Origin of the sequence: Streptomyces mangrovi (assembly GCF_900114215.1) — a bacterium.
Classification (GTDB): Bacteria; Actinomycetota; Actinomycetes; order Streptomycetales; family Streptomycetaceae; genus Streptomyces; species Streptomyces barkulensis.
This window is the reverse complement of record NZ_FOSG01000001.1, coordinates 485,700-511,295: the sequence shown is the minus strand read 5'-3', so window position 1 is coordinate 511,295 and position 25,596 is coordinate 485,700. Positions and strand designations below refer to the sequence as shown.

The following is a 25,596-nucleotide window of genomic DNA, read 5'->3' as shown; positions in this document are numbered from 1 at the left end:
GCCGAGTCCCGCGCCGAATCCCGCACCGCCGCCCATCCTGTCCGTGCGCGACCTGCGGGTGCGCATCGGCCAGTCCAGCATCCTCCAGGGCGTCGGCTTCGACGTCGCGCCCACCGGCACCACCGCCCTGCTGGGCCGCAACGGCGTCGGCAAGACCACCACCGTCCGCGCCGTGCTGGGCCTGCTGCCCGAGGAGGGCGAGGTCACCGGCGGAACCGTCCGCCTGGACGGCGAGGACGTCACCGGCCACCGCACCCACACCGTGGTGCGGCGCGGCGTCGGCTACGTGCCCGAGGACCGCGGGGTGTTCGGCTCCCTCACCGTCGCCGAGAACCTCACCCTCGCCGAACGCGCCGGCGGCCCCCACCACTACGACCTGGTCCACGACCTCTTCCCCGAGCTGAAGGCCCGGCGCGCGCAGCGGGCGGGCACCCTCTCCGGCGGCCAGCAGCAGATGGTCGCCCTCGCCCGCGCCCTGCTCAACGACAACCGCCTGGTCATCGTCGACGAGCCGACCAAGGGCCTCGCGCCCCGCGTCGTCACCGAGGTCGCCGAGGTGCTCCAGCGCGCCGCCGAACGCGTCCCCGTGCTGCTCGTCGAACAGAACCTGGCCGTCGTACGCCGCCTGGCGCGCGACGCCGTGGTGCTGGACGCGGGCCGCACCGTCCACACCGGCGACGCGGCCGCCCTCCTCGCCGACCGCGAGCGCACCACGAGCCTGCTCGGCGTCGGCCGCCACGAGCGGCCGGAGCGGTCCGGGCAGCAGGCCGGGGAGCGGCCCGGGGAGCGGGAACAGCGCGAGCACGCGACCAAGGAGACCACCTGATGAGCACGCTGGTCCTGCTCACCCTCACCGGACTGGGCCTGGGCGCCCTGTACTTCCTCATCGCCTCCGGCCTCGCCCTGATCTTCGGCCTGATGGACGTCCTCAACTTCGCCCACGGAGCCTTCCTCACCGTCTCGGCGTACGCGGCCTGGCGCACCGCCGAGACCGTCGGCGGCACGGGCGGGCTGGCGCTGGCCGCGCTGGTCGGCACCGCCACCGGCGCGCTGCTGGCGATCGTCGTCGAACTCGTCCTCATCCGCCGCCTCTACGGGCGTCCCCGCGAGCAGATCCTGGTCACCGTCGGCCTCTCGCTGGCCGTCCCCGCGCTCGTCCAGGCCGTCTGGGGCGCGGACTCCCGCCCCTTCCCCGTCCCCGACGCGCTGTCGGGCACGGTCGGGGTGCTGGGCGCGCAGGTGCCGGTCAGCCGCTTCGTGCTGATCGCGGCGGCCCTCCTGGTACTTGCGGCCGTCAACCTCTTCCTGTCCCGCACCCGCTACGGACTGATCGTGCGGGCGGGTGTGGAGGACCGGGCGATGGTCACCGCCCTGGGCATCGACGTCACCCGCGCCTTCACCCTCGTCTTCGCCATCGGCGGCGCCCTCGCCGGGCTGGCGGGCGTCCTCGGCGGGCTCTACTTCGGCTCGCTCTCCCCCCACCAGGGCACCTCGCTGCTGGTGTTCGCCTTCGTCGTGGTGGTCATCGGCGGCATGGGCTCCATCCCCGGCGTGGCGCTCTCCGCGCTCGCCGTCGGCCTGGTGCAGCAGTACGCCAACTACTACGTCGACGGCTACGGCGACTTCGCCGTCGTCGTACTGCTCGCGGCCGTCGTCCTGGCCCGCCCCGCTCCCCGACTCGCAGGAGGAGTCGCATGACAGCCTCCCCGGCCTCCTCGGCCGCCCGGTCCGCCGCACCGCCCTCCTCCGGCGAGCGGCCCGCGACCACCACCGGACCCGCCGGACCCGCGGGGCCCGCCGGCCCCGCGGCCCGGTCCGCCCGCCGGTGGCGGGGGCCGGCCGCACCGGTCGCCGTACTGGCCGCCCTGGCCCTGCTGCCGTACTCCGCCCTGGAGATCCCGGTACTGCTCGACGGCCCGGTCAACTCGCCCGGATCACTCCAACTGCTGGCTCTGTGCCTGGTGTTCGGCGGACTCGCCCTCGGCTACGACCTGATGTTCGGCCGCACCGGCCTGCTCTCCTTCGGCCACGCCCTCTACGTCGCCGGCGGCGCGTACGGCACCCAGCTCGCCATGACCGAACTGGGTCTGGGACTCCTCCCCGCCATCGGACTGGCCCTGGCCGGCGGCACGGCCGCCGCCGTCCTCCTGGGCGCCGTCTCGCTGCGCGGGCTGGCCCTGGGCGGCATCGGCTTCGCCATGGTCACCCTCGCCTTCGCCCAGGCCGGCTCGATCTGGGTGCAGCGCAACCCGGGCGGCCTCACCGGCGGTGAGGAGGGCCTGCCGCTGCACACCGGCGCGGTGCCCGACGCGCTGGTCGGCGTGCAGAACACCGCCAACGTCTACTGGCTGGCCCTGGCCTATCTCGCCCTGACGGCCGCCGTGGTGTGGACGGCCGTGTCCCGGCCGGTCGGCCGGGTCTGGCAGGGCATCCGCGACAACGAGCAGCGGGTCTCCGTCCTCGGCTACGACCCGTTCCGCCACAAGCTCGGCGTCTTCGTCCTGGCCTCCGCCCTCGGCGTGCTGGGCGGCGCGATGCACCTGCTGGTCACGGCGGGCGCCACCCCGCGCTCCAGCACCCCGGAGTTCACCCTCACCCTGCTGGTGATGGTCGTCCTGGGCGGCAGCGGCACCCGCTGGGGCCCGCTGATCGGCGGCGTGCTGTTCACCTTCCTCGACCAGCGGCTCGCGGTGCTGGCGAGCTCGGACCTGGTGCACGGACTGCCGGGTATCCTGCGCGCGCCGCTGTCGGAGCCGATGGTCGTCCTCGGCACGCTGTTCGTGATCGCCGTGTACGCGGCGCCGGGCGGCATCGCCTCGATACGGCGCTCGCTGACCTGGCGGAGGGGAGAGGAGGCCCGATGACGGACCCGACGACGACCGGACGCATCGGACGGACCGGACGGACCGGACGGACCGTGGAGGAGACGACCGTCCCGGTGCGCGGAGGGGAACTGGCCGTCTCGCGGTGGCCCGGCACCGGGCAGCCGGTGATCGCCCTGCACGGCATCACCGCCAACGGCCGCTCCTTCGCGGCCCTGGCCGCCGCCCTGGGCGAGGACACCCCGCTGTACGCCCCCGACCTGCGCGGCCGGGCACGCAGCGCCGCGCTCCCGGGGCCGTACGGGCTCGCCGCCCACACCGAGGACGTCCTCGCCCTCCTGGACCACCTGGGCCTGGAACGCGCGGTACTGGTCGGCCACTCCATGGGCGCCTTCGTCGCCGCGCTGACGGCGGCCCGCCACCCGGACCGGATCGCGGGCGTGGTGCTGGTGGACGGGGGCGTGGGCTTCCCCGCCCCCGAGGGGACGGACATCGACGAGCTGCTGGAGGCCGTGATCGGCCCGGCGATGCGGCGGCTGTCGATGACCTTCCCCGACCGGGAGGCGTACCGCGCCTTCTTCCGCGAGCACCCCGCCCTGGGCCCGCACTGGAACGACGACGTCCAGACCTACATCGACCGCGATCTGGTGGGGCGGGAGCCGGAGCTGCGCAGCAGCTGCGCGCTGGAGGCGGTACGCGCCGACGGGGCGGACGTCCTGGCCGACCCGGAGACCCTCGCGGCGGTGCGGACCGCCGCCTCGGCCGGGGTCCCCACGACCCTGCTGTGGGCCGAACGCGGCATGCTGGACGAGCCACGGGGGCTGTACGACGAGGCCCGCCTCGCCGCGGCCGGCCTCGGCCCCGGGCACGGCAGCGGCGTGACCGTGCGGTGCGTGCCCGGCGCCAACCACTACTCCGTCATCCTCGCCCCCGGCGCCACGGCGGCCGTCCGCACGGCGCTGGACGCCCTGCGAACCGCCTGACCCGCCTCGGGATCGTTCAACACGCCGCCGTCCGTTCGCGGACGGCGGCGTGTCGCCACAGGCTGCCCGGGCGGACCCTCCTCTTCATCAGCCCGCGGCCGAACCGACCCCGTCCACCGTGTCACCCGCCGCCCCCGTCCCGGAGCCCTCCCCCTCCTTCTCCTTCTCCTCCGCAGCCTCGCCGCCCTGCCGGGCCGCGGCCCGCACCAGCAGCACATAGCCCGCCGCAGCGACCGCGCCCACCACCGCCGAGGCCGCCCACAGCGTCCCCGCCCCCCAGCGGTCGACCACGGATCCGGCCGCCAGCGGCGCGACCAGCGCGGCCAGCGACCAGGAGAGCGTGTACACCCCCTGGTACCGCCCCCGCCCGTGCACCGGGGACAGCCGCGCCACCAGCCCCGTCTGGACGGGCGCGTTGACGATCTCGCCGAGTGTCCACACACAGATGACCAGCGCGTACGCCCCCGTCGACCCCGCGAACGCCGTCAGCCCCATCCCGATCCCGACCAGCAGCGAGGAGACCACCAGCAGCCGGGCCGGGTCCCGGCGCTCGATGAGGCGGGTGACGGGGATCTGGAGGACGACGATCAGCACGCCGTTCGCCGCGATGGCCAGCCCGTAGTCGGAGCTGCCCAGCCCCTTGGCGGCCATGTCCAGCGGCAGCGCCACGTACGCCTGCATGAACAGTGCCGACACCAGGAAGCTCAGCCCCACCACGGCCATGAACGGCCCGTCCCGCAGCACGTCCCCCAGGGACACCCCGGCCGTCCCCTTCCGGCCTCTCCCACCCTTCCCGGCGCGTCCGGCCACCGCTCCCGTCCCCGTGCCCGCGTCCGTCCCCGCATCAGGCCGGGACTCCGGAAGCTTGGCGAAGACGAGCACCGCGCACACCAGCGTCAGCGCCGCCTCGCCGAGGAACAGCAGGAGGTAGCCGTGCTCGGCGATCAGTCCGGCGGCGGAGGCCGAGACGGCGAAACCGAGGTTGATGGCCCAGTAGTTGAGCGAGAACGCCCGCATCCGGTCCTCGGGCGCCACGATGTCGGCGATCATCGCCTGCACCGCCGGTCGCGACGCGCTGCTCGTGGTACCGACGGCGAAGGCGGCCGCCGCGATGGCCACCGGATGTTCCATGAAACCCAGCAGCGCCACCGAGAACGCCGTACCGAGCTGCGAGGCCAGCAGCGTGGGACGCCGCCCCAGCCGGTCGGTCAGCACCCCGGCCCCGACGGAGGATGCCACCCCGCCCAGCCCGTGCAGCGCGGCGACGAGACCGGCGTAGGTCGCCGAGTGGCCGCGCTCGACGGTCAGGTACATCGCCAGGAAGGTGGCGACGAAGCCGCCGAGCCGGTTGACCAGCGTGCTGGTCCACAACCACCAGAACGCTCGGGGCAGCCCCGACAGACTTCGCACCACGGTACGCCTCCCACAACCCGTCGGCCGGTGACGGCCGCCCCTGGAGCACGCACGCTACGGACGTCCTCTCCCGCCCCTCCACCGAATTGACGCGGACCGTCAACCGGCCGCCCCCGCAGGCCCCGCCCGCCCCCGTACGCCCGCCCGGGCCCGTGTCTCGCCAGTCGGCCGCCCCCGGCCCGCCCACCGGACGTCGATTAGGCTCGGGCCCATGGCCGACGCACCGTACAAGCTGATCCTCCTCCGCCACGGCGAGAGCGAGTGGAACGCGAAGAACCTGTTCACCGGCTGGGTGGACGTCAACCTGACCGAGAAGGGCGAGAAGGAGGCGGCCCGCGGCGGTGAGCTGCTCAAGGACGCCGGCCTGCTCCCCGACGTCGTGCACACCTCCCTCCAGAAGCGCGCCATCCGCACCGCACAGCTCGCCCTGGAGACCGCCGACCGCCTCTGGATCCCCGTCCGCCGCTCCTGGCGCCTCAACGAGCGCCACTACGGCGCGCTCCAGGGCAAGAACAAGGCGCAGATCCGCGACGAGTTCGGCGAAGAGCAGTTCATGCAGTGGCGCCGCTCCTACGACACCCCGCCGCCGGTCCTGGAGGACGGCGCCGAGTGGTCGCAGAGCGACGACCCGCGCTACGCGATGATCCCCAGCGAGCTGCGTCCGCGCACCGAGTGCCTCAAGGATGTGGTCATCCGGATGATGCCGTACTGGTACGACTCGATCGTCCCGGACCTGATCACCGGCCGCACCGTCCTGATCGCCGCGCACGGCAACAGCCTCCGCGCGCTGGTCAAGCACCTCGACAACGTCTCCGACGCCGACATCGCGGGCCTGAACATCCCCACCGGCATCCCGCTGAGCTACGACCTGGACGACGACTTCCACCCGGTCAACCCGGGCGGCACCTACCTCGACCCGGACGCGGCCAAGGCCGCCATCGAGGCCGTCAAGAACCAGGGCAAGAAGAAGTAGGTTTGGTGATCATGCCTCCCACCTGTGCAAACGGCGCGGATGGGAGGCATTTTCATGCGCTGGAACCTCTCTGGAACCTCAGGCTCCGAGTTCTGTGGCCGAAGAGCCCGCCCAAGAGGCTTCCGAGCATGGTTCTCTCGACGGGATGAGGAATACGGCAGAATCCAGCACCATGGATGCCTCCGTCATCGCCGCACTCATAACTACCCCGACCGCGGTCTGAGGGGAGGACCGCAACTCGGCGCCTGTCATCATCATGTGATGGCAGGCGAGCAGCTACCGGCAGGGTGGACTCTGGAGCAGATCCGCGACGTCTCTGGCGATCGGGAGGCCGAGGTGCTCAGCACCGACCGCGCGGTGACGTGGCTGGGTCGGCCGGGGAAGGATGAACGGCTCTGCCCCCAGATCATCTTGGGGCTTCATGAACTCTGCCTGGTGAAACCGGTCGACGATGAGGACTGGTACATGGGCAGTCTGAACGAGGACGGCAGTGTCGACTACTGGAGCGCCTACGGCAGCTTCTACGAGGCTCTTCGCGGTCTGTAGCCCATAGACCTCCGCCCCAGGTCAGCGCAGCGGCGGCCGTCTCGATTTCCGTCTCATTCGCTGGTGTCCGCGTCCGTTCAGTTCGGTGCGGCAGTGGCGTCCGGGAGGCGCCGACGGATGGGCGTAGACGCAGGTGAACGGCCTCGGACGGATCGTGCAGCAGCACCCACAGGCTTGGAAAGCGTGTTGGGGACAACCCCTCACGAGTTCGAATCTCGTATCCTCCGCCACGGCCGACCAGCCGAAACGAAGGTCCCGACCGCCCAGCGGCCGGGACCTTCGCCGTCGCGTGGTCGCAGTCGGTGCGAAGCGACGCGCGGCGGTGGACGGCTCCCTGATCACGGACTACCGAGCAACCACGGGACCACCTGCTCACAGCCACCGACTGGGGCACTTACCCTCGGCGTGGTCCTGCCATGCCCCCAAGCCTGACGCCTGCAGTCGGCAGGTACGGGCGAGACGGAGCGGGACAAGCAGATCTTGCAGGCATCGGCTACACGGCGACGAGGCGCACCCTGTCGCCGCAGAGCTTCGTCATGTCGTCGATGTCCGAGGTGAGCATGACGACCGGGCGGCGCTGACGCAGCGCCGTCTCGGCCACCGCAGCGTCGATGGCGTATTTGTGACCGTGCAGCCCGGCGTTGATCAGCATGGCCGAGGCGGCCTTGGCCTCCTCGTCACCGACGGGCACGATCCGCACGCCGGACAGGACCCACGCGAGTCGCGCCCTGTCGGTCCGGCGATGCACCGCCTCGATGATGGTGAGTGCGCTGATGACCACCTCCATGCCCCGCTTGCGGGCCTCGGCGATGAGGGCGACGACCGGCTCGTGATCACTGACGAACTTCGACAGACCCTCACAGTCGAGAACGAGGGTGCCTTCGTGGCTCAGCTTGCGGCGGGCCACTGCCCCTCCTCGGCGAACACCTCGTCGAAGACCCGGCGTGCCCGCTCCTGCTCGTGCTCGGAGATCGGCCCCTGACGACGTTCGTAGTCGGCCAGGTACTCGTCCAGGATCTGACCGCGCAGCTCGCGCTCCACCGCTTCGGTGATGAACGCGGAGAACTCACGCTTGCCGACCCGTCGGCGGATCGCCTCAGCCGTTCCCTCGGGAAGGGAGAGGCTGACCCTGGTGGCCGGCCCCTCGCCGACGCTGTAAGGAATCTCGCCCATGGGACCGACATTATCAAACAAGTAGGAAATCGACTCGAGTGCAGCACCCACCGAACGACGTGAGCCGCCCGCCCGTCACCTCGTGGTCTCAGTCCTGGTCTCATTCGCCCCCGTCCGGGGCCGTCCAGACGAAGCCGATCCGAACGCTTCACCGCAGGTCAGGACGCATACGACCGCCACCAACCCCCGGGGCGAACATTTGGAAAGCGTGCGCCCGGGCCTGTCAGTCCCGGAGCGTACGGTCCGCGTATGGCGATCAGACCACCCGAGCACTGGCGTGCCGGCATGGCCGAGGAGGCTTGTGAGCTGGCGGCCGGGACGTTGGACCCGGAGTGTGCTTGCATGGCCCAGCTCTACCCGGAGTCCTTGCTGCGCGCCACGGAGGATGCTCTCCACGTCTTCGAGAAGGATGTGCACGCACTGGCAGCGCCGTCCGACGAACAGGTCTTCGGCACGATCAAGCGAGTCGTCCAGCGCCTCAACGCGGTCAACGAGGACGAGCAGCACGGCGGTGCCGGGTACGACACGGACGAGCGTGAGCAGCTGTGTGAGTACATCGACCAGACTCTGAGCGAACACGGCATCGACGTGGCGGCCCTGGCGGCGAGGAACGGCATGGGGCGCGCCGAGATCACCGACGCGTGGCGTGACTGGTGACGACAGCAGGGCAACGGCGAAGCACCGCAATCAGCGTGACCGCGGCCGGCCATCAGCGGCTCCAGACGGCTGGTCGACCGGCCAAGGAGACCTCAGCGACCGTGTTGCCGACAGTTCGGGGTGAAGGGGGCGCGTCAGTGATGCTCGCCCGAGGCGACTCGCGACATGTGTCGTCTGGCTTCCTGGGCCGTCGCTGGGCCGTGGAAGGGTGGCCAGGGGTGACCAATGACGACAATCGGTGACGGCTCAGCCGCAGGTCAGAGCGCCTGCCGGTCGTGTAGCCGCAGGCCGCGGAACCGGCCGTGAAGAACCAGGGCAAGAAGTAGCCCGGGAAACTGCGGGGCCCGGCCGGCGAGCCTCGCCGGCCGGGCCCCGCAGTTTCCCGCACGGGCGGACTGTCCATTCCGGGGAGAGGACGGAGGTGCCGGTTCGTGGAGGGAGAAGCCCGTGAGCAGGTTCCGACACACCAAACCCCCCTCGCAGGCCCAGGGCCCGCAGGACTCCGGGATGCCGCCCCGGCAGGATGCCCCGCCACCCGTTGCACGGAAGCGGCGTCGATTCTTCCTCTGGTTCTTTCTGGCGGTTCAGATCTTGTTCCTGGTCTGGATCATCACCGGTGTCGCGAGCGGCGACACCGCCGAGTGCGCCGGTCTCACCGGTGAAGAGTTGGAATCGTGCGAAGACGCTGCTGGTGTGGGCACCGCGATCGGTGTCGGGGTGATCATCTTCCTCTGGGCGGCCGTGGACACCATCCTCGCACTGACCTACCTCGTTTACCGACTGGCCACCAGGCAATCCCGAGCCTGAACACCGGGCCTGCGGGCCTCCGTGAGGGCCGTGGCCGCGCAACGCACCGATGCCGCGCGGTGGTCGGCTCCACCGCGCGGCATCGAGCAGTCCGTGACGTGGGTGAACCTACGGGGCGGGCTCCCTGCGCCGGCATTGTCCGGATCAGGTTGTGGAGGTCGCCTTCCGGTGTCGCCACCTTCCGGCCTCTCAGCCCGACCGTCGACGTCGGCCTCAGCGGAAGCCGAAGCTTTCCGCCCAAGTCGGCTACTCCGGTCGAACTCCCTCGCTCGTCCCGTAGGCCCAATTCCACGGTAACTCCCCTGTGGGGAAGCGGAAGGGGTGGAGGGTGGTTTTTTCGCCCTTTTGTCCGCGCTCCGGAGTCGAGGCCGTGGCGGGGCCCGGAGGCGGGGCCGGTCGGAGCACCTCGGCGGACCGCCGTCCCGCCGCTCTCCGGGCGGCGGATCCGGGAACTCGGACTCGTTTGCGTATCGGTCCGCTCAACGGGGTGGTCGCGGTGCGGACTGACCGTTACTTTTCAGCCACCCTGTGGTGGCTTCCAGGGGGGTGCCGCGCTCCGGCTTCCGAATCGGTTCCCGGTGTGGTTCTCGGTGAACGCCAGCGCGGGAGCAGTACCGGTTAAGTAAGGGGTGGCACAGATGCGAAGAAGACGGTTCCTGGGCTTGGCTTCGGGGGTGGCCGGATCTGTCGCATTGACGGCGACCGGGTGTGGCAGCGGAGGCGGGGCGTCCCGCACCGGTGACGTCACCCTGACGATGGTCGCGTCGGATCACGGGGACCTGGAGGGAAACAACCCGACCCAGGAGTACTGGGACGAGGTGGTCGCCTCGTTCGAGGAGCGGAACCCCGGCATCAAGGTGAAGGTGTCCGTCCACGCCCCGGGGAAGGCCGAGCAGAAGGTCACGGAGATGGTCGGGAACGACCGGGCCCCGGACCTGGCGCAGATCGACTCCTTCGCCGGCCACGCGGCGGCCGGGCGGCTCTACCGGGCCGACGACGTGCTGTCCATCCCCGTCCAGGCCGACTTCGTCTCCGCGCTCAGCACGGCCGGCGAGCTGCGCCGCGTGCGGTACGCGATGCCGTTCACCGCCGACATCCAGCTCCTCTTCTACAACCGGGCCCTCTTCGCCGAGGCCGGCCTGGACCCGGAGAAGCCGCCGCGGACCTGGGAGGAGCTGAAGCAGGCCGCCGTCGCGCTCAAGGCGGTCGGTGTGGACGTGCCCTACGGACTGCCGCTCGGCAGTGAGGAGGCGCCCACCGAGGCCATGACCTGGATGCTGGGCAACGGCGGCGGCTACACCGGCGACGGCGGCATGTACGCCATCAACGCCCCGGCCAACGTCGAGGCCATGGGGTGGCTCCGCGACGAGCTCGTCGACCAGGGCCTGACCACGTCCAATCCCGCCGTCACCAACCGCCAGGGGCTGTTCAACCTGTTCACGGGCGGGCACGTCGGCATGCTCAACGGGGACCTGTCGCTGATGCGGCAGGCCGACCGGAAGAAGACCGACTACGGGACGGCCCCGCTGCCCGGCCGCGACGGGCTGTCGGACACCACCACCGGGTCGGCGGGCTGGATGCTGGCCTTCCGCCGGGAGGGCAATCGGGAGGCGGTCGCCGCCTTCCTCGACCACGTCTACGACGTGGAGAACCAGTTCGCCTTCGCCGACCGTTACCACACGCTGCCGGTCACGGTGTCCGCCTCGGAGCGGATGCGCGGCGACAAGCGGCACAAGCGGATGCGGCCCTACCTGGACCAGCTCGGAGCCGCGGAGTTCTTCCCCTCCAACAAGGTCTCCTGGGCGAAGGTCAGCCGGGAGATCGGCCTCTACGTCGGCCAGTCGGTACTGGCCGACGGCGACCCGGCCGCCGTGCTCAGCACCCTCCAGCGCACGGCGGAGGAAGAGGAGGAGGCGGCCAGGGATCTGTGACGGGCCGTGCCGCGCCGTGCCGTGCCGCGCCGCACGGCGGGGGCGGGCGGCCGGACTCCGGCCCGGGCACCGGGTCAGGACGGGGCGGCTCCGCCGTCGGACGCCGCGCGGACGTCCCTGACGCCGGGGACGGGGGTGGCGCCGGGGAAGTCGTCCTTCATCGCGTCGACGCCCCACTGCGGACGGGCCAGGTCGAGGAAGGACTGGCGGTCGGCCCGGTTGGCCTCGGTGTCCAGCCCCATGGCCCGGTCGCGGTCCTGCTTGAGGTCCTCGGCGCACTCGCCCTCGCGGTTGAAGGACCACATGAGCTTGGGGTCGCCGTAGGGGAGGTCCATGCCGGAGCCGTGGCCGTCTCCGGATCCGTGGCCGTCTCCGGATCCGTGGCCGTGGCCGTGGCCGCTGGTGTGCCAGGTGTGCCAGGTCTTGCCGTAGGAGTTGACCAGCTGCTTCATGAGCGCCGTCTCCGCGGACCGGGGGAGCCCGGGGGCGGCGAGCTGTCCGGAGAACACCTCGAAGTTGTGCGGGTGCCAGTAGGCCCTCTCCTCCTCGGGCAGGGTCTCGAACAGCCGCTCGGAGACGATGTACTCGATGCCGATCAGGTTCGCGTCCGCGGTGTTGCCGTCGAACAGCACGCACTGCAGCAGGTCCTCGTTGACCACGCGGCAGTAGTGGTGGGCCTCCATCTGGAAGTCCGGTTCGCCCTTGGCGCAGTGGAAGCCGACGACGTAGACGTCGAAGCCCTTCAGCGGTGTCGCGGACTGGAGCAGGTTCGCGCCCTGCTCCAGCGCGGCGAGCCAGGCGCCCTTGTCCTGCCCGGCCGGGGCGGTGCCGGTCATGCGGTCCTTGATCCTCGGGTTGGGGGCCATCTGAGGTGCCTCCGTGGTGTCGGCGTCGCGGCCGGGGGAGCCGGCCGGGGCCGGCTCGCGCGGCTCGCGCGGCCCGGAGTCCCGCCGGGCCGCCGGGACTCCGTGGCGACTACCCCGCTGCCCGCCTCCCTCACCCGCCGGCGCGGTCCGGGGGCTCCTCACGACGGCGGAGGCACGCACTGCGACGGCGGAGGTACGCGGCGGGGCCCGGCCGGTGGTCCGGCCGGGCCCCGCTCCGGTGCGGGTGTACGCACCGGCAGTCGCTCCGAGGGATCAGCAGTTCCCGCCGCACTGGCAGGAGCCGCCGGACTGGCAGCCGCACGAGCACCCCGATCCGCAGCCGCAGGCCCCCAGCACGGGCAGTGAGGGCCTCTCGTCGGAGTGCTCGGCCGTGGTGGGTGGAGTCGGGAAGTCCGCCATGAGTGCCTCCTCCGCGTCGCGCCGGCGGTCACCGGCTCGTCTCGCCACCCATTGACGGCCCGCACCGCCGAGCGCGTCAACGGCGCGCGGAGGCACGTACCGCGTGCTCACGGGCCGGGGGCGCACCGGCCCGGGCGGCGCTCCGCGCCCCTCGCGCGCCCGGCCCCCGCGCCCGCGCCCCGCACCCGTGCTCCGTGCCGGAGCCCCTCCCTCCGCGGTCACGCCTCCTCGGCCGGAGCCTCCTCCGAGCCGGCCGCGGCGGCCGCGGCGGTGGCCGGGTCGACCTCGTCCGCGTAGTCACCGGTGACCAGGTAGACGACGCGGCGCGCGACGGAGACCGCGTGGTCGGCGAAGCGCTCGTAGTAGCGGCCCAGCAGGGTGACGTCCACGGCCGTCTCGATGCCGTGCTTCCAGCGGTCGTCCATCAGGTGCTGGAAGAGAGTGCGGTGGAGGAGGTCGATGGCGTCGTCGTCCTGCTCCAGCTGGAGTGCCAGGTCGACGTCCTTGGTGATCAGGATCTCGCCCGTCTTCGCCATCAGGCGCTGCGCGAGCTGGCCCATCTCCAGGATGGTCGCGTGCAGGTCGCGGGGGACCGCCGACTCGGGGTAGCGCAGCCGGGCCACCTTGGCGACATGCTGGGCCAGGTCGCCGGAGCGCTCCAGGTCGGCGCTCATCCGCAGCGAGGTGACGACGATCCGCAGGTCGGTGGCGACCGGCTGCTGCCGGGCGAGCAGGTTTATGGCCTTGGTCTCCAGATCCCGCTGGAGGGCGTCCACCTTCTCGTCCGCCGCGATCACGCTCTCGGCGAGATTGAGGTCCGCGTCCAGCATCGCCGTGGTGGCGCGGCCGATCGCGGAGCCGACGAGCCGGGCCATCTCGACCAGGCTGTCGCCGATCGAGTCCAGCTCCTCGTGGTACGCGTCCCGCATGACTTTCCTTCCCCTCGCATGACGTGACCGTAGGGCCGCGGGCCTTCCGCGAAGAGCGCGCGGGCCCCGGTTCTCCCCCTACGCTCCCACGTTCTGTCCGAAACACGTCCGGTTCCGCCCGACCAAGTGAACCGGTGCCGACACCGGCGTGAACTCTCGGAGACGTCTGTTCGAGCAGGTGCCCGAACGGCTGGGGTGGTGTTCCGGAGCCCGCATAACCTGGACACATGGACGTGAACGCGGCGGTCGCCGCAGCGGCAGCGATCGCCGGGGTGTGCACCGGTGTGTTCGCGATGCTCGCGTTCCGCTGGAGCGAGCGCGAGCAGGCCCGTCCCACGCGCAGCTCGCTGCACACCGAGGCCGTGCTGCCGCCCGGAGTGGACACCGTGCTGTCCGTGCTGCGCTCCTCCGCGGTGGTGCTCGACGAGGCCGACGCCGTCGTCAAGGCCAGCTCGGCCGCGTACGCCCTCGGGCTGGTGCGCGGCGGGAGGCTCACGGTGGAGCCGATGCTCAAGATGGCCCGCGACACCCGCCGCGACGGTGAGATCCGCCAGGTCGAGCTGGACCTGCCGCGCCGGGGCACGGGCCGCGGCGAGGCCCTGGCGGTTTCCGCGCGGGTGGCGCCCCTGGGCTCCCGGCTGGTGCTGCTGCTGGTCGAGGACCTGACCGAGGCCCGCCGCATCGAGGCGGTGCGGCGCGACTTCGTGGCGAACGTCAGCCATGAGCTGAAGACCCCGGTCGGCGCGCTGTCGCTGCTGTCGGAGGCCGTGATGGACGCCTCCGACGACCCGGAGGCGGTGGAGCGCTTCGCCGGGCGCATGCAGACCGAGGCGACCCGTCTGACCAACCTCGTCCAGGAGCTGATCGACCTCTCCCGGGTGCAGAACGACAACCCGCTGGAGGACTCCGAACCGGTCCGGGTGGACGAGCTGGTGGCCGAGGCCATCGACCGCTGCCGCCAGGCGGCGGGCGTCAAGCAGATCACCATGGCCACCGGCGGCACCGCCGACCTGCACGTGTGGGGCAACCGCGGCCAGCTCGCGGCGGCCCTGGGCAATCTGGTGGAGAACGCCGTGAACTACTCCCCGGCCCGCACCCGGGTGGGCATCGCCGGACGCCGGGTCGCCGCCCCCGGCGGGGACATGATCGAGATCGCGGTGACCGACCAGGGCATCGGTATTTCGGACAAGGACAAGGACCGGATCTTCGAGCGGTTCTACCGCGTCGACCCGGCCCGCTCCCGGGCCACCGGCGGCACCGGCCTGGGCCTGGCCATCGTCAAGCACGTGGCCGCCTCGCACGGCGGGGAGGTCACGGTGTGGAGCGCGGAGGGCCAGGGCTCCACCTTCACCCTGCGCCTGCCGGAGGCGGCCAGCGCGCGTGAGCGCGCCGAGGCCCGGAGGCTGGGGAGAGAACGGGCCGCCGGCGCGCTGCGCGAGCCGGCGGACTTCGGCGACGACGACAGCGACGGCGACGGCGACGACGGAGACGACGCCGGGGAGGATATGGGGGACGACGGTGGCGTACGCGGAGCCGGCCCGGACCCGGCCGGCTCCGACGGCCTGATCGCTCCCGGCACTCCCGGCACCCCAGTCACCCCCAGTACCCCAGACGACCCCGCGTACGGCGTCCCGTACGGCGCGGGCGACGGCCCCGTACCCCCGTACGGGGCCTCTCACCGGACCCCCACCACGCCCCGCGGCCTTTCCCGCGGGGCCCGCAGAACCCCCCACGACCCCACCGATCACCACCCTGATCCCGCCCCGGAGGTCCTCCCGTGACCCGAGTGCTCGTCGTCGAGGACGAGGAATCGTTCAGCGACGCACTGTCGTACATGCTGCGCAAGGAAGGCTTCGAGGTGGCCATCGCGGCCACCGGCCCGGACGGGCTGGAGGAGTTCGAGCGCAACGGCGCCGATCTGGTGCTTCTCGACCTGATGCTGCCGGGGCTGCCCGGCACCGAGGTGTGCCGCCAGCTGCGCGGCCGCTCGAACGTGCCGGTCATCATGGTGACCGCCAAGGACAGCGAGATCGACAAGGTCGTCGGCCTGGAGATAGGGGCCGACGACTACGTGACCAAGCCCTTCTCCTCCCGCGAGCTGGTGGCCCGCATCCGGGCCGTGCTGCGGCGCCGCGGCGAGCCGGAGGAGGCCGCCCCGCAGGCGCTGGAGGCCGGTCCGGTGCGGATGGACGTGGACCGGCACGTGGTGACGGTCTCCGGCGCCAAGATCGATCTGCCGCTGAAGGAGTTCGACCTGCTGGAGATGCTGCTGCGCAACGCCGGGCGCGTGCTGACCCGTATGCAGCTCATCGACCGGGTCTGGGGCGCCGACTACGTGGGCGACACCAAGACGCTGGACGTGCACGTCAAGCGGCTGCGTGCCAAGATCGAACCGGACCCGAGCGCACCCCGCTATCTGGTGACGGTGCGGGGGCTGGGCTACAAGTTCGAGCCGTGACGGGTCCGTGACCGGCCCATGACGGGGTCGTGCCGGACGCCGCCGCGCCCGGGATCCGGTGCGGCGGCGTCCGGCACGGTAGGACGCGGGTGGGGGCCGCTCCCCGATCAGGGGCGGCCCCCACCCGCGTCCGTGCCCCCGGCCGGCGTTCGCGCGCCGGCCGGGGACGGGGGCCGGACGGGGGTCACTGCCCCCCGGTGTCCTCGGTGCCGCCGTTCTCCTGGGAGTTCCCGACCTCGCCCTGGGTGTCGTCGTCACCGCTGTCGTTGGCGCCCGGGTCCTGGGGGTCGGAGTCGTCCTCCTCGGCGGGGCCCTCGGTCTCGGTGGGGGAGGCGCCCGGGTCGGGCAGGCCGGACTCCGTCGGCGCCGGGGCGGTGCTGGGGCCGAAGTCCTTCCAGGTGCCCTCGGCCGGGACGACGGTGGCGCGCAGCTCCACCCGGCCGGTCGAGCTGAGCTCGAAGACCAGCGGCTGGGCGTTCCCGGTCTCGATGCCGGCCTGCCCGGGGTCGTCGATGATCGCGGACGCGTTGCCCTCGCCGCCGAGCGCCAGGGAGCCGCCCGCGGGGACGGTCAGCTCCTGCTCGCCTTCGGCCGGGCTCAGCTCCACGCGCTGCCCGTCCACCATGACGGACTCCAGCGTCTCGTCCTCGGTGCCGCCGTTGAAGATGCGCGCCGAGACGGAGGCGGGGCCGGAGCCCTCCTCGGAGGTGACGACGTTGACGTTCTGGACCTTGATCTCGTCGACCTGGGCCGAGGCGTTGTCGGGGTTGATGTTCAGGCTCTGTGCGTTCGGCCCGGCCCCGCAGGCGGTCAGGGACGCGATCGAGAGCGCGAGAGAGCTGGCGGCGAGGGCGCCGCGTCGAAGGCTGCTGCTCACGGCGGCGGCAACTCCTAGCGGGATGGATGGGTCTGTCGGCGGGCTCAGAGTACCGACCCCGTGAAACGCCCCCGCACCCGACCCGCCCCACAGACCTCCGAGTGCCGCGCCCCGGTCCGCGCGTGGGGGATCGCGGGCGGGGTGCGGTGTGAGACGCGGGGGAGGCGCGCGGGGTTTGCGTGCGGGGCCGGGGAGACGGGCGGAGGCCGGCGGGGCGCCTTCCGCGGAATATCGACTGCACGTCCGTGCGAACGATTACGAGCATTCCGGGGAAGTGCCGGTGAAGGAGGCGGGGAAGTTCGCCGGAAAACATCCCCGGAGCCGTTCGCCCGTGCGCTGATCAATTCACTTCCGGCCGTTCGGCCGGATCAACGATACCGACAAAACGGACGTACAGGTGTTTCGGTCAAGCTCCGGGAGGCGCTTCCATGTGCGATTCCCGCCCTGTTCGGACCCCCTCCGACCTGCGGATTTCCGTCCTCGGTGGGGTCGCGCAGCACGATCCGGGTGTTGTTGTCAAGCCCCGAGATATGCCCTGACCTGCGAAAACGCCATTCAGAAGAGGGCGTGCCCGTGTTACCCTGGATAGCCACGGAAGGGGTACCTGTCACATGACGTTCAAGGTTGGCGACACCGTGGTCTATCCCCATCACGGGGCCGCGCTGATCGAGGCTATCGAAACTCGCCAGATCAAAGGCGTGGACAAGACCTACTTGGTTCTGAAGGTCGCCCAGGGCGACCTGGAGGTGCGCGTCCCGGCGGAAAACGCGGAGCTCGTCGGCGTGCGTGACGTGGTCGGCCAGGACGGCCTCGACCGGGTCTTCGAGGTGCTCCGCGCGCCCTACGCCGAGGAGCCGACCAACTGGTCCCGCCGGTACAAGGCGAATCTGGAGAAGCTCGCCTCCGGCGATGTCATCAAGGTCGCCGAGGTCGTGCGCGACCTGTGGCGCCGGGAGCGCGAGCGCGGACTCTCCGCCGGTGAGAAGCGGATGCTCGCCAAGGCGCGCCAGATCCTGGTGAGCGAGCTGGCTCTCGCGGAGAACACCAACGAGGACAAGGCCGAGACGCTGCTGGACGAGGTCCTGGCGTCCTGATCCGGACGGCGCCGGCCCGGGCGAGCCGGCGGCCCCTGCGGCGGACACCCGCCGCCCGCCGCCATCCGTCGGCGGGATACGACAACGACGCACGGCGCGGCGCCGGCCGGTGACCGGTCGGCGGACGTGAGACGCGGAGATCGCCGCGGTGCCCGGGTGACGGTGCGAGCCGTCACCGGGCACCGCGGCATGTCGGGAGGAACGCACACGGGGATCCGTCGGGATCCTCCGGCGCGCGGGGCTGCCCGGACGCGGTTGTGCGCGGTCTGTACGGGCCGCCCGCGGTACTCGACGCCGGACTGCCCGGTGCTGGAAGTGCCGGGCCCGGGCGGCTGCTCGACCGGTCGTCACGGAAGGGTCCGGTCGGGGCTTCGCACCCGGCACGCTCAGTGCCATACCCACCTCCGCCGAGGAAACAAACCTGAACGGGCGACCAATGCCAGATGAAACCAGGTACGCAGAAGCGACCGACGGCACGCCGTCCCCCCGCACCGCGGTGGTCATCCCCGCCGCGGGCCGCGGCGTGCGGCTCGGCCGCGGCGCCCCCAAGGCGCTGCGCCCGCTCGGCGGCACCCCGATGCTCGTCCACGCCGTCCGTGCGGTCGCCCGCGCCCGTACGGTCTCGCTCGTGGTCGTCGTGGCGCCGCCCGACGGCGCCGCGGCCGTCCGCACCCTCCTGGACGAACACCCCCTGCCCCAGTCCGCCGGCGACACCGAGGTGATCGTCGTCACCGGCGGCGGCACCCGGCAGGAGTCGGTCGCCCGCGGGCTGGCGGCGCTGCCCGGCGACATCGACACCGTCCTCGTCCACGACGCCGCCCGCCCGCTGGTCCCGGTGGAGACGGTGGAGGCCGTGGTCGCCGCCGTACGGGCCGGGGCGCCGGCGGTCGTCCCCGCGCTGCCCGTCGCCGACACCGTCAAGCAGATCGCGCCCGGCGCCCCCGCCGGGGAGCCCGAGCCGGTCACGGCCACCCCCGAGCGGTCCCTGCTGCGCGCCGTGCAGACCCCCCAGGGCTTCGACCGGACCATCCTCGCCAAGGCGCACGCGGACGCCCCGCGCGAAGGCGAGGGCGCCACCGACGACGCCGGGCTGGTCGAGCGGCTGGGCGTGCCCGTGGTGCTGGTGCCCGGCCACGAGGAGGCCTTCAAGGTCACCCGCCCCCTGGACCTCGTGCTCGCCGAGGCCGTACTCGCCCGCAGGAGGGTCACCGATGGCTTCTGAGCCCGCCCTTTCCCCCGCCCTGCCGCTGGTCGGCATCGGCACGGACGTGCACGCCTTCGAGGAGGGCCGCGAACTGTGGTGCGCCGGCCTGCTGTGGGAGGGGGAGACGCACGGCCTGGCCGGGCACTCCGACGGCGACGTCGCCGCGCACGCAGCCTGCGACGCCCTCTTCTCGGCGGCCGGACTCGGCGACCTGGGGGCCCACTTCGGCACCGGCCGCCCCGAGTGGTCCGGCGCCGCGGGCACCGCGCTGCTCGCGGAGGCCGCCCGGATCGTCCGGGCCCGGGGCTTCGAGATCGGCAATGTGGCGATCCAGGTGATCGGCGTACGGCCCAAGATCGGCAAACGCCGCGCGGAGGCGCAGAAGGCGCTCTCGGAGGCGGCCGGCGCGCCCGTGTCCGTGTCCGGCACCACCACCGACGGCCTGGGGCTGACCGGCCGCGCCGAGGGACTGGCGGCCGTCGCCACGGCGCTGGTCGTGCGCCGCGCCTGACCCGAGTCCGGTCCGCAACCGGTTCGTGCCCGATCCGCACCGCCCCTCTTGCGTTTCCGACTACCCTTGACCCGTGACTCTTCGCCTGTACGACACCAGCACCCGGCAGATCCGTGACTTCACCCCGCTCGCACCGGGCCGCGTCTCGATCTACCTGTGCGGCGCGACCGTGCAGGCGGCCCCGCACATCGGTCACATCCGGTCGGGGCTGAACTTCGACATCATGCGCCGCTGGTTCACCCACCGCGGCTACGACGTGACGTTCGTCCGCAACGTCACGGACATCGACGACAAGATCATCACCAAGTCCGCGGAGCAGGGCCGCCCCTGGTGGGCGATCGGCTACGCCAACGAGCGCGCCTTCGACGACGCCTACACCGCGCTGGGCTGCCTGCCGCCCACCTACGAGCCGCGCGCCACCGGCCACATCCCCGAGATGGTCGAGATGATGCGCGAGCTCATCGACCGCGGCCACGCCTACGCCGCCGACGGCAACGTCTACTTCGACGTGCGCTCCTTCCCCGGCTACCTCTCCCTGTCCAACCAGGACCTGGACGACCTGCGCCAGCCCTCGGGCGAGGGCGAGACCGGCAAGCGCGACCCCCGCGACTTCGCGATGTGGAAGGCCGCCAGGCCCGGCGAGCCGAGCTGGGAGACGCCCTGGGGCCCCGGCCGCCCCGGCTGGCACCTGGAGTGCTCGGCGATGGCCCACAAGTACCTGGGCCGCGCCTTCGACGTCCACGGCGGCGGCGTCGACCTCGTCTTCCCCCACCACGAGAACGAGATCGCCCAGTCCAGGGCGTACGGCGACGACTTCGCCGCCTACTGGCTGCACAACGCCTGGGTGACGATGAGCGGCGAGAAGATGAGCAAGTCGCTGGGCAACTCGGTGCTGGTCTCCGAGATGGTCCGGCAGTGGCGGCCCATCGTGCTCCGCTACTACCTGGGCACCCCGCACTACCGCTCGATGATCGAGTACAGCGAGGACGCCCTGCGCGAGGCCGAGGCCGCCTTCGGCCGGATCGAGGGCTTCGTCCAGCGGGCCGTGGAGCGGGCCGGGTCCGTGGAGCCGGCCGCCGAGGTGCCCGAGGAGTTCGCGGCGGCCATGGACGACGACTTCGGCGTCCCGCAGGCGCTCGCCGTCGTCCACACCACCGTCCGCCAGGGCAACGCGGCCCTGGCGGAGAACGACAAGGACGCGGTGGCCGGCGCGCTGGCCGACGTACGGGCGATGCTGGGTGTGCTCGGCCTCGACCCGCTCGACGCGCACTGGGCCGGGGGCGACTCCGCCGGGCGCGGCGAGGAACTGACCGAAGTCGTGGACGCCCTGGTCGGGCTGGTGCTGGAGCAGCGCCAGGCGGCGCGCGCCCGCAAGGACTACGCGACCGCCGACGCCATCCGCGACCAGCTCCAGCGTTCCGGCCTGGTCATCGAGGACACCCCGTCCGGACCGCGCTGGGAACTGGGCTCGCGCGACGCCCGCTGAGCCCGCGCGGCCGCGCTCCGGGCGCGCGCCCCGCCCCGCCGCACCGAACCCACCCGACCACCCGTTCCACCGAGTTCCGCGTAAGTTCCGCCGAACTCCACCGAGCAGCAAGAAGAGATGAGTGATCCCGATGGCCGGGAACAGCCAGCGCCCCAACCGCCGCACGTCCAACAAGAAGGGCGCGCAGGTCGGCAGTGGCGGCAAGCGGCGCCGCGGCCTTGAGGGCAAGGGCCCCACGCCACCCGCCGAGATGCGCAAGGGCCACGTCAAGAACCGCATCGCGAGCGCCAAGGCCCGCCAGTCCGCCCGCCGTCCCGCGGCCCGGCGCGGCGGCAAGGGCACCTCCGAACTGGTCGTCGGCCGCAACCCGGTGGCCGAGGCGCTGCGCGAGGGCGTGCCCGCGAGCACGCTGTACGTGCAGCAGTTCATCGACAACGACGAGCGCGTGCGCGAGGCCCTCAAGCTCGCCGCCGACCGCGGCGGCATCCACCTGATGGAGGCCCCGCGCCCCGAGCTGGACCGGATGACCAACGGCCTCAACCACCAGGGCCTGGTCCTCCAGGTCCCGCCCTACGAGTACGCCCACCCCGAGGACCTGTCCGCGGCCGCGTACGACGACGGCGAGGACCCGCTGATCGTCGCGCTCGACGGCGTCACCGACCCGCGCAACCTGGGCGCGGTGGTCCGCTCCGTCGCCGCCTTCGGCGGCCACGGCGTGGTCGTCCCCGAGCGCCGCGCGGCCGGCATGACCGCGGGCGCCTGGAAGACGTCGGCCGGCACCGCCGCCCGCACCCCGGTCGCACGGGCCACCAACCTCACCCGCGCCCTGGAGGCGTACCAGAAGGAGGGCCTGTTCGTGGTCGGCCTGGCCGCCGACGGCGAGGCCGAGATCCAGGACGTGGCAGCGCTGGACGGCCCGCTGGTGATCGTGGTCGGCAGCGAGGGCAAGGGCCTGTCCCGGCTGGTCGGCGAGACCTGCGACATGCGGGTGCGCATCCCGATGCCGGGCGGCGCCGAGTCCCTCAACGCCGGTGTCGCCGCGGGCGTCGCCCTCTACGAGGCCGCCCGCCGCCGGGGCGCGTGACCTCGCGTCCGTCCGGGCCTTGACGGACCCCCGACAGATCGGGGCCGTCAAGGCAGTGTCCTATGCGTCCGTCACTCGGTTAGATGAGTGTGGACACCAGAACACCCCGCGGTTTCTTCGACGACGAGCCGGTGCTGAGCACGGTCAAGGTGCCCAGCGACCCGGCCGAGGTCGTCGTCAACCACGCCAGCTTCCGGGTGCGGCTCGCCTCGCCGCCACACCGCGGCCGCGTGCTGACCGGAGCCGACGTGCCGCCGGCGGTGCGCGGCGCCGTCCCGGTCCGCCGCCCGGCGGCCGGGCGGCGCGCGCCCGTGGTGTGGAGCGGCCGGACGGAGCCCGGCGACGTACGGGCCACCCGGCTGCTCCAGGCGGTACGCCGCGCGAGCGCCGCGATGGACGGGACCGGTGGGGAGGAGACGGGCAACGCCGCCACGCAGGTGCTGCCGAGAGTGGTGCCGCGTCCCGCGCCGGGCCCGGACGGCGGCCCGCGCACCACGGTGATCCCCGCCCTCGACGACACCCTCGGCGACCGCGGCCCCACGATCATCGCCCCCCGCGCACCCCAGCCGCCCGAGCGCCCCCTGTCGGCGGGTGCGCGTCCGGCCGGGGGCGCGTACGGCGCGCCGGGCGCTCCGATCCGCCCCTTCGAGCCGTACGAGCCGTACGAGCCCGCCGCCCACGACCGGGACGGCGGGTACGGCGACGGCCACGGCGACGGCCACGGCGACAGGTACGACGACAGGTACGACGACAGGTACGAGGACGGCTACGACGGCTACGAAGAGGAGAGCCCGGGCGAGGGGGCCCGCCGCGCCCGGCACGGCTTCTACCCCGACCGCCGCATCAACCTCGGCGTCGTGCTGCTGCCCCTGCGGATGCTCCTCGGCTTCGTCTCCGTCTACGCCGGGATGGGCAAACTCTGCGACCCGGTCTACTTCGACGGCGACGAGCGAGGTTCCCTGGTGGCCTGGCTGGGCTCGCTCCAGCCGTGGGCCGTCGCCGCCCCGCTGCGCGACTTCGCGGTCGCCCACCCCGTCGGCGCCGGGCTCACCGTGGCCTTCCTCCAGATCGTCATCGGTGTGCTGACCTTCATGGGACTGTGGCAGCGGGCCGCGGCCGGCCTGGGCGCGCTGCTGTCGGCGGCCCTGATCCTGACGGTGAGCTGGCGCACGGTCCCGGTGTACGACGCCCCGGACTTCATCTACCTGGCCGCCTGGAGCCCGCTGGTCATCGCGGGAGCTCCGTACTACTCGCTGGACGCGCGGCTGGCGGGGGAGGCCTGGCGGCGGCTGGGCCCGCGCGTGGAGGTGTGGGAGCTGCGCCGGCGCGTACTGCGGCGCGGCACGACCGTCGCCGCGGTGGTGCTCGGCCTGACGCTGCTGGTCGGCTCGGTGCTGGGCAGCGCGGTGCGCTCGGCGCAACTGGCCACCGTGCCGAGGCCGGGCGAGCCGCTGACGAACAACCAGCCGGGCTCGCCGCTGCCGCAGCGGTCCACCGGCGGCCCGAGCCCGTCCACCTCCGGCACGGGAGCCGGGGTGCCGGAGGCCGGGGACGGCTCGTCGCCGAGCCCGTCCACCTCCGGCACCGGGGACGCCACCCCGAGCACGGGCAGCACCGTCACCGGGGAGCGGCCGGGCACGCCGAGCCAGGGGCAGACGGTGGAGGCGCCGCGGCAGCCCGCCGCCCCGCCCGCGCCCGAGCCGGGCACCCCGACCGGCCCCGGCGGCCCGGGCGCGGGGGACACCGGGGCCGCGGGAGGCACGGGCGGCGGCGAGGACGACGGCGACGCGGGCGACGGCGGAGCCGGCTCCGGCGACGGCGGCGGCGGTGCGCTGGGCGGCCTGCTGGGCTGAGCGGGACCGCTGGCCGTGGCCCGCGCGCGGGCCACGGCCGCGCCCCGGTGACGTACACCGGCCGTGGCGCCGTGCACCGGGCCGTGCCCGGGCCGGACTACCGGTGGGAGCGGCCGTGGCCCGCCAGCTCCCTGGCGGCCTCGCTGAGGTCCTTGGCGGTGTCGATGGCACGCCAGTACGCGCCCTGCGGGATCGGGAAGCCCGCCAGGGCGCGTTCGCGCGCCAGCCGGGGGAAGGTGGTCCGCTCGTGGTCACCGCGGTCGGGCAGCAGCGCCGTGAAGGACGCGGAGAAGACGTAGACGCCCGCGTTGACCAGGTACGGCGAGGGCGGAGCCTCGATGAAGTCCAGGACGTGGCCGAACTCGTCGGTCTCCACGACGCCCCAGGGGATGCGCGGGCGGGCCAGCGCGAGAGTCGCGGTCGCGTCGCGCTCGGCGTGGAACTCCGCCATCTCCCGCAGCGAGAAACGCGTCCAGATGTCCCCGTTGGTGGCGTACCACGGCTCGTCGGGGCGGGGGAGGGAGGCGGCGGCGTACTTCAGGCCGCCGCCGCGGCCGAGGGGCTCGGTCTCGACGACCGTCGTCACCCGCAGCGGCAGTTCGGTGCCGTCCAGCCACTCCTGGAGCACCTCGGCGAGATGGCCGCAGGAGACCACGGCGTCGGTGACACCCTCGGCGGCCAGCCAGGCGAGCTGGTGGCCGATGATCGGGGTGCCCGTACCGGGGATCTCGACCATCGGCTTGGGGCGGTCGTCCGTATACGGACGCAGCCGCGATCCCTGTCCGCCGGCCAGGACCACGGCCTGGGTCGGATACGTGTGCGCTAGCTGGTCGTCGAGTGTCATGCGGCGACGATATGCGCACCCCTCCCGCGCCCCTCCGGCACCCGTCGTCGCGCGCGGTCACGCGGGGCACGCAGGGTCCCGCGCGGACGTGCGGGAGGTGTGGAAGGTGTGGGGAGGGCCGAAGACGCGGGGCTTACGGCGCAGCGGCCCCCTCGTGAACCCGGGAGCCGCACCGGTCAGCGGGCGTCGGTGACGCCCGCGGCGAAGGAGGTGTCGCACACCGGCCGGGAGTAGGCGTGGGCGCGCGCGGGACCGTACTTCTCGACCGCGGCCCGGCCCAGCGCGCGGGCGATGGAGGTGCAGTGCCGCGCCAGCGACGGCCGGCGGGTGATCTCCTTCTGCAGGCCCGTCAGGGCGACGCCCGGATTCTCCCGCTGGAGCTCGGCGACGAGCCGGTCGCGCACCACCTCGTGCGGGGCGCGGGGCCTGTCGCGGGGAACCGCCGCCTGCTCCGCGGAGGCGGTCAGCATCTGCGTCCCCGACCGCGGCGCCCAGGGAACGGCGGTGACGGCGAGGGTCCCGGACAGGACCAGGACGACCGGGAGGACGAGGGCGAGAGATCGGCCGATGCGGCGCGCTGCCTGATTCACTGTGGAGTCTTCCTCGCGAAGGACGGTATCGGGAAGCCCGTTCCGGGGCGTCTGCGATGGTAGCGAGGAGTGGTG

Annotated in this window: 26 protein-coding genes and 1 tRNA gene; 18 read left to right on the top strand and 9 right to left on the bottom strand. The window is 72.8% G+C overall.

Features of this window, described 5'->3' with window-relative positions; all coding sequences use genetic code 11:
* The first annotated feature begins 43 nt into the window (after positions 1 to 43).
* From BM237_RS02235 to BM237_RS02220, 4 genes are read left to right on the top strand one after another with little or no spacing between them, the layout of a single operon-like run.
* Positions 44 to 826, top strand: coding sequence for an ABC transporter ATP-binding protein (locus tag BM237_RS02235; RefSeq protein WP_093847405.1), 783 nt, complete (start codon positions 44 to 46; stop codon positions 824 to 826).
* A complete protein-coding gene (locus tag BM237_RS02230) occupies positions 826 to 1,698 on the top strand; it encodes a branched-chain amino acid ABC transporter permease (protein ID WP_093847125.1) in 873 nt (290 codons plus the stop codon). Before BM237_RS02235 ends, BM237_RS02230 begins: the two co-directional genes overlap by 1 nt.
* Positions 1,695 to 2,864, top strand: coding sequence for a branched-chain amino acid ABC transporter permease (locus BM237_RS02225; protein WP_093847122.1), 1,170 nt, complete (start codon positions 1,695 to 1,697; stop codon positions 2,862 to 2,864). The genes BM237_RS02230 and BM237_RS02225 overlap by 4 nt, the downstream gene beginning before the upstream one ends.
* Positions 2,861 to 3,805, top strand: a complete 945-nt coding sequence (locus BM237_RS02220; RefSeq protein WP_093847120.1) for an alpha/beta hydrolase — start codon at positions 2,861 to 2,863, stop codon at positions 3,803 to 3,805. Before BM237_RS02225 ends, BM237_RS02220 begins: the two co-directional genes overlap by 4 nt.
* A gap of 87 nt (positions 3,806 to 3,892) precedes the next feature.
* Here the strand turns inward: BM237_RS02220 and BM237_RS02215 are convergent, their stop codons facing one another.
* Positions 3,893 to 5,218, bottom strand: coding sequence for an MDR family MFS transporter (locus tag BM237_RS02215; protein ID WP_093847118.1), 1,326 nt, complete (start codon positions 5,216 to 5,218; stop codon positions 3,893 to 3,895).
* Positions 5,219 to 5,429: 211 nt separating this feature from the next.
* Here BM237_RS02215 and BM237_RS02210 point away from each other — a divergent pair, with 211 nt between their 5' ends.
* The 3 genes from BM237_RS02210 (at position 5,430) to BM237_RS02200 (ending at position 6,967) form a co-directional block, all read left to right on the top strand.
* Positions 5,430 to 6,191, top strand: a complete 762-nt coding sequence (locus BM237_RS02210) for a phosphoglyceromutase (protein WP_093847116.1) — start codon at positions 5,430 to 5,432, stop codon at positions 6,189 to 6,191.
* 261 nt (positions 6,192 to 6,452) lie between these two features.
* A complete protein-coding gene (locus tag BM237_RS02205) occupies positions 6,453 to 6,737 on the top strand; it encodes a hypothetical protein (protein WP_093847403.1) in 285 nt (94 codons plus the stop codon).
* A 145-nt stretch (positions 6,738 to 6,882) separates the two neighbouring features.
* Positions 6,883 to 6,967 (top strand) — tRNA-Ser (locus BM237_RS02200).
* A gap of 263 nt (positions 6,968 to 7,230) precedes the next feature.
* Here BM237_RS02200 and BM237_RS02195 read toward each other — a convergent pair.
* Both BM237_RS02195 and BM237_RS02190 read right to left on the bottom strand, forming a co-directional pair.
* The gene (locus BM237_RS02195; protein WP_093847114.1) at positions 7,231 to 7,644 is read right to left on the bottom strand and encodes a PIN domain-containing protein; all 414 of its coding nucleotides are present in this window, start codon (positions 7,642 to 7,644) and stop codon (positions 7,231 to 7,233) included.
* Positions 7,626 to 7,910, bottom strand: a complete 285-nt coding sequence (locus BM237_RS02190; protein WP_093847112.1) for a hypothetical protein — start codon at positions 7,908 to 7,910, stop codon at positions 7,626 to 7,628. Before BM237_RS02190 ends, BM237_RS02195 begins: the two co-directional genes overlap by 19 nt.
* 249 nt (positions 7,911 to 8,159) lie before the next feature.
* On the opposite strand from BM237_RS02190, the gene BM237_RS02185 reads away from it, so the two are divergent.
* From BM237_RS02185 to BM237_RS02175, 3 genes are all read left to right on the top strand, one after another.
* Positions 8,160 to 8,567, top strand: a complete 408-nt coding sequence (locus BM237_RS02185) for a hypothetical protein (protein ID WP_093847110.1) — start codon at positions 8,160 to 8,162, stop codon at positions 8,565 to 8,567.
* A 447-nt stretch (positions 8,568 to 9,014) separates the two neighbouring features.
* Entirely contained in the window at positions 9,015 to 9,374 is a 360-nt protein-coding gene (locus tag BM237_RS02180) for a hypothetical protein (RefSeq protein ID WP_093847108.1), read from the top strand.
* 755 nt (positions 9,375 to 10,129) lie between these two features.
* Positions 10,130 to 11,305, top strand: coding sequence for an extracellular solute-binding protein (locus tag BM237_RS02175; RefSeq protein WP_245793352.1), 1,176 nt, complete (start codon positions 10,130 to 10,132; stop codon positions 11,303 to 11,305).
* Between the two features lie 74 nt (positions 11,306 to 11,379).
* Here the strand turns inward: BM237_RS02175 and BM237_RS02170 are convergent, their stop codons facing one another.
* The 3 genes from BM237_RS02170 to phoU form a co-directional block, all read right to left on the bottom strand.
* A complete protein-coding gene (locus BM237_RS02170) occupies positions 11,380 to 12,171 on the bottom strand; it encodes an OBAP family protein (protein ID WP_093847104.1) in 792 nt (263 codons plus the stop codon).
* Positions 12,172 to 12,444: 273 nt separating this feature from the next.
* Positions 12,445 to 12,591, bottom strand: a complete 147-nt coding sequence (locus BM237_RS29120; RefSeq protein WP_165869404.1) for a hypothetical protein — start codon at positions 12,589 to 12,591, stop codon at positions 12,445 to 12,447.
* A 218-nt stretch (positions 12,592 to 12,809) separates the two neighbouring features.
* Positions 12,810 to 13,520: a phosphate signaling complex protein PhoU gene (gene phoU / locus BM237_RS02165; RefSeq protein ID WP_093847102.1), complete on the bottom strand. Its 711-nt coding sequence runs from the start codon at positions 13,518 to 13,520 to the stop codon at positions 12,810 to 12,812.
* Between the two features lie 227 nt (positions 13,521 to 13,747).
* On the opposite strand from phoU, the gene BM237_RS02160 reads away from it, so the two are divergent.
* Both BM237_RS02160 and phoP read left to right on the top strand, forming a co-directional pair.
* Complete coding sequence (locus BM237_RS02160) at positions 13,748 to 15,301, top strand: sensor histidine kinase (RefSeq protein ID WP_245793351.1); 1,554 nt, start codon at positions 13,748 to 13,750, stop codon at positions 15,299 to 15,301.
* Between the two features lie 5 nt (positions 15,302 to 15,306).
* Positions 15,307 to 15,978 (top strand): two-component system response regulator PhoP, encoded by a 672-nt coding sequence (phoP, locus tag BM237_RS02155; RefSeq protein ID WP_464067506.1) that lies wholly within the window; start codon positions 15,307 to 15,309, stop codon positions 15,976 to 15,978.
* Between the two features lie 184 nt (positions 15,979 to 16,162).
* On the opposite strand, the gene BM237_RS02150 is transcribed toward phoP, so the two are convergent.
* On the bottom strand, positions 16,163 to 16,855 hold the full coding sequence (locus BM237_RS02150; RefSeq protein ID WP_093847099.1) for a copper chaperone PCu(A)C domain-containing protein: 693 nt from the start codon (positions 16,853 to 16,855) through the stop codon (positions 16,163 to 16,165).
* A gap of 611 nt (positions 16,856 to 17,466) precedes the next feature.
* Between BM237_RS02150 and BM237_RS02140 the strand changes: the two genes are divergently transcribed.
* From BM237_RS02140 to BM237_RS02115, 6 genes are all read left to right on the top strand, one after another.
* Positions 17,467 to 17,949, top strand: coding sequence for a CarD family transcriptional regulator (locus tag BM237_RS02140; RefSeq protein ID WP_093658831.1), 483 nt, complete (start codon positions 17,467 to 17,469; stop codon positions 17,947 to 17,949).
* 436 nt (positions 17,950 to 18,385) lie between these two features.
* Positions 18,386 to 19,171, top strand: a complete 786-nt coding sequence (gene ispD / locus BM237_RS02135; protein WP_093847097.1) for a 2-C-methyl-D-erythritol 4-phosphate cytidylyltransferase — start codon at positions 18,386 to 18,388, stop codon at positions 19,169 to 19,171.
* Positions 19,161 to 19,664: a 2-C-methyl-D-erythritol 2,4-cyclodiphosphate synthase gene (ispF, locus tag BM237_RS02130; protein WP_093847095.1), complete on the top strand. Its 504-nt coding sequence runs from the start codon at positions 19,161 to 19,163 to the stop codon at positions 19,662 to 19,664. The genes ispD and ispF overlap by 11 nt, the downstream gene beginning before the upstream one ends.
* 73 nt (positions 19,665 to 19,737) lie before the next feature.
* On the top strand, positions 19,738 to 21,150 hold the full coding sequence (cysS, locus tag BM237_RS02125) for a cysteine--tRNA ligase (protein WP_093847093.1): 1,413 nt from the start codon (positions 19,738 to 19,740) through the stop codon (positions 21,148 to 21,150).
* Positions 21,151 to 21,280: 130 nt separating this feature from the next.
* Positions 21,281 to 22,234, top strand: coding sequence for a 23S rRNA (guanosine(2251)-2'-O)-methyltransferase RlmB (gene rlmB, locus BM237_RS02120; protein ID WP_093847401.1), 954 nt, complete (start codon positions 21,281 to 21,283; stop codon positions 22,232 to 22,234).
* A gap of 83 nt (positions 22,235 to 22,317) precedes the next feature.
* On the top strand, positions 22,318 to 24,087 hold the full coding sequence (locus BM237_RS02115) for a DoxX family protein (protein WP_093847091.1): 1,770 nt from the start codon (positions 22,318 to 22,320) through the stop codon (positions 24,085 to 24,087).
* A 97-nt stretch (positions 24,088 to 24,184) separates the two neighbouring features.
* Here the strand turns inward: BM237_RS02115 and BM237_RS02110 are convergent, their stop codons facing one another.
* Both BM237_RS02110 and BM237_RS02105 read right to left on the bottom strand, forming a co-directional pair.
* On the bottom strand, positions 24,185 to 24,931 hold the full coding sequence (locus tag BM237_RS02110; RefSeq protein WP_093847089.1) for a nucleotidyltransferase family protein: 747 nt from the start codon (positions 24,929 to 24,931) through the stop codon (positions 24,185 to 24,187).
* Between the two features lie 176 nt (positions 24,932 to 25,107).
* Positions 25,108 to 25,521: a hypothetical protein gene (locus tag BM237_RS02105; protein WP_093847087.1), complete on the bottom strand. Its 414-nt coding sequence runs from the start codon at positions 25,519 to 25,521 to the stop codon at positions 25,108 to 25,110.
* Positions 25,522 to 25,596 lie beyond the last annotated feature (75 nt).

Coding starts and splice junctions, on each gene's coding strand:
- BM237_RS02230 (WP_093847125.1), top strand. CDS start 826: ATGAGCACGCTGGTCCTGCTCACCCTCACCGGACTGGGCCTGGGCGCC.
- BM237_RS02225 (WP_093847122.1), top strand. CDS start 1,695: ATGACAGCCTCCCCGGCCTCCTCGGCCGCCCGGTCCGCCGCACCGCCC.
- BM237_RS02220 (WP_093847120.1), top strand. CDS start 2,861: ATGACGGACCCGACGACGACCGGACGCATCGGACGGACCGGACGGACC.
- BM237_RS02210 (WP_093847116.1), top strand. CDS start 5,430: ATGGCCGACGCACCGTACAAGCTGATCCTCCTCCGCCACGGCGAGAGC.
- BM237_RS02205 (WP_093847403.1), top strand. CDS start 6,453: ATGGCAGGCGAGCAGCTACCGGCAGGGTGGACTCTGGAGCAGATCCGC.
- BM237_RS02190 (WP_093847112.1), bottom strand. CDS start 7,910: ATGGGCGAGATTCCTTACAGCGTCGGCGAGGGGCCGGCCACCAGGGTC.
- BM237_RS02185 (WP_093847110.1), top strand. CDS start 8,160: ATGGCGATCAGACCACCCGAGCACTGGCGTGCCGGCATGGCCGAGGAG.
- BM237_RS02175 (WP_245793352.1), top strand. CDS start 10,130: ATGGTCGCGTCGGATCACGGGGACCTGGAGGGAAACAACCCGACCCAG.
- BM237_RS02170 (WP_093847104.1), bottom strand. CDS start 12,171: ATGGCCCCCAACCCGAGGATCAAGGACCGCATGACCGGCACCGCCCCG.
- BM237_RS29120 (WP_165869404.1), bottom strand. CDS start 12,591: ATGGCGGACTTCCCGACTCCACCCACCACGGCCGAGCACTCCGACGAG.
- phoU (WP_093847102.1), bottom strand. CDS start 13,520: ATGCGGGACGCGTACCACGAGGAGCTGGACTCGATCGGCGACAGCCTG.
- BM237_RS02160 (WP_245793351.1), top strand. CDS start 13,748: ATGGACGTGAACGCGGCGGTCGCCGCAGCGGCAGCGATCGCCGGGGTG.
- BM237_RS02140 (WP_093658831.1), top strand. CDS start 17,467: ATGACGTTCAAGGTTGGCGACACCGTGGTCTATCCCCATCACGGGGCC.
- ispD (WP_093847097.1), top strand. CDS start 18,386: ATGCCAGATGAAACCAGGTACGCAGAAGCGACCGACGGCACGCCGTCC.
- ispF (WP_093847095.1), top strand. CDS start 19,161: ATGGCTTCTGAGCCCGCCCTTTCCCCCGCCCTGCCGCTGGTCGGCATC.
- rlmB (WP_093847401.1), top strand. CDS start 21,281: ATGGCCGGGAACAGCCAGCGCCCCAACCGCCGCACGTCCAACAAGAAG.
- BM237_RS02115 (WP_093847091.1), top strand. CDS start 22,318: ATGAGTGTGGACACCAGAACACCCCGCGGTTTCTTCGACGACGAGCCG.
- BM237_RS02110 (WP_093847089.1), bottom strand. CDS start 24,931: ATGACACTCGACGACCAGCTAGCGCACACGTATCCGACCCAGGCCGTG.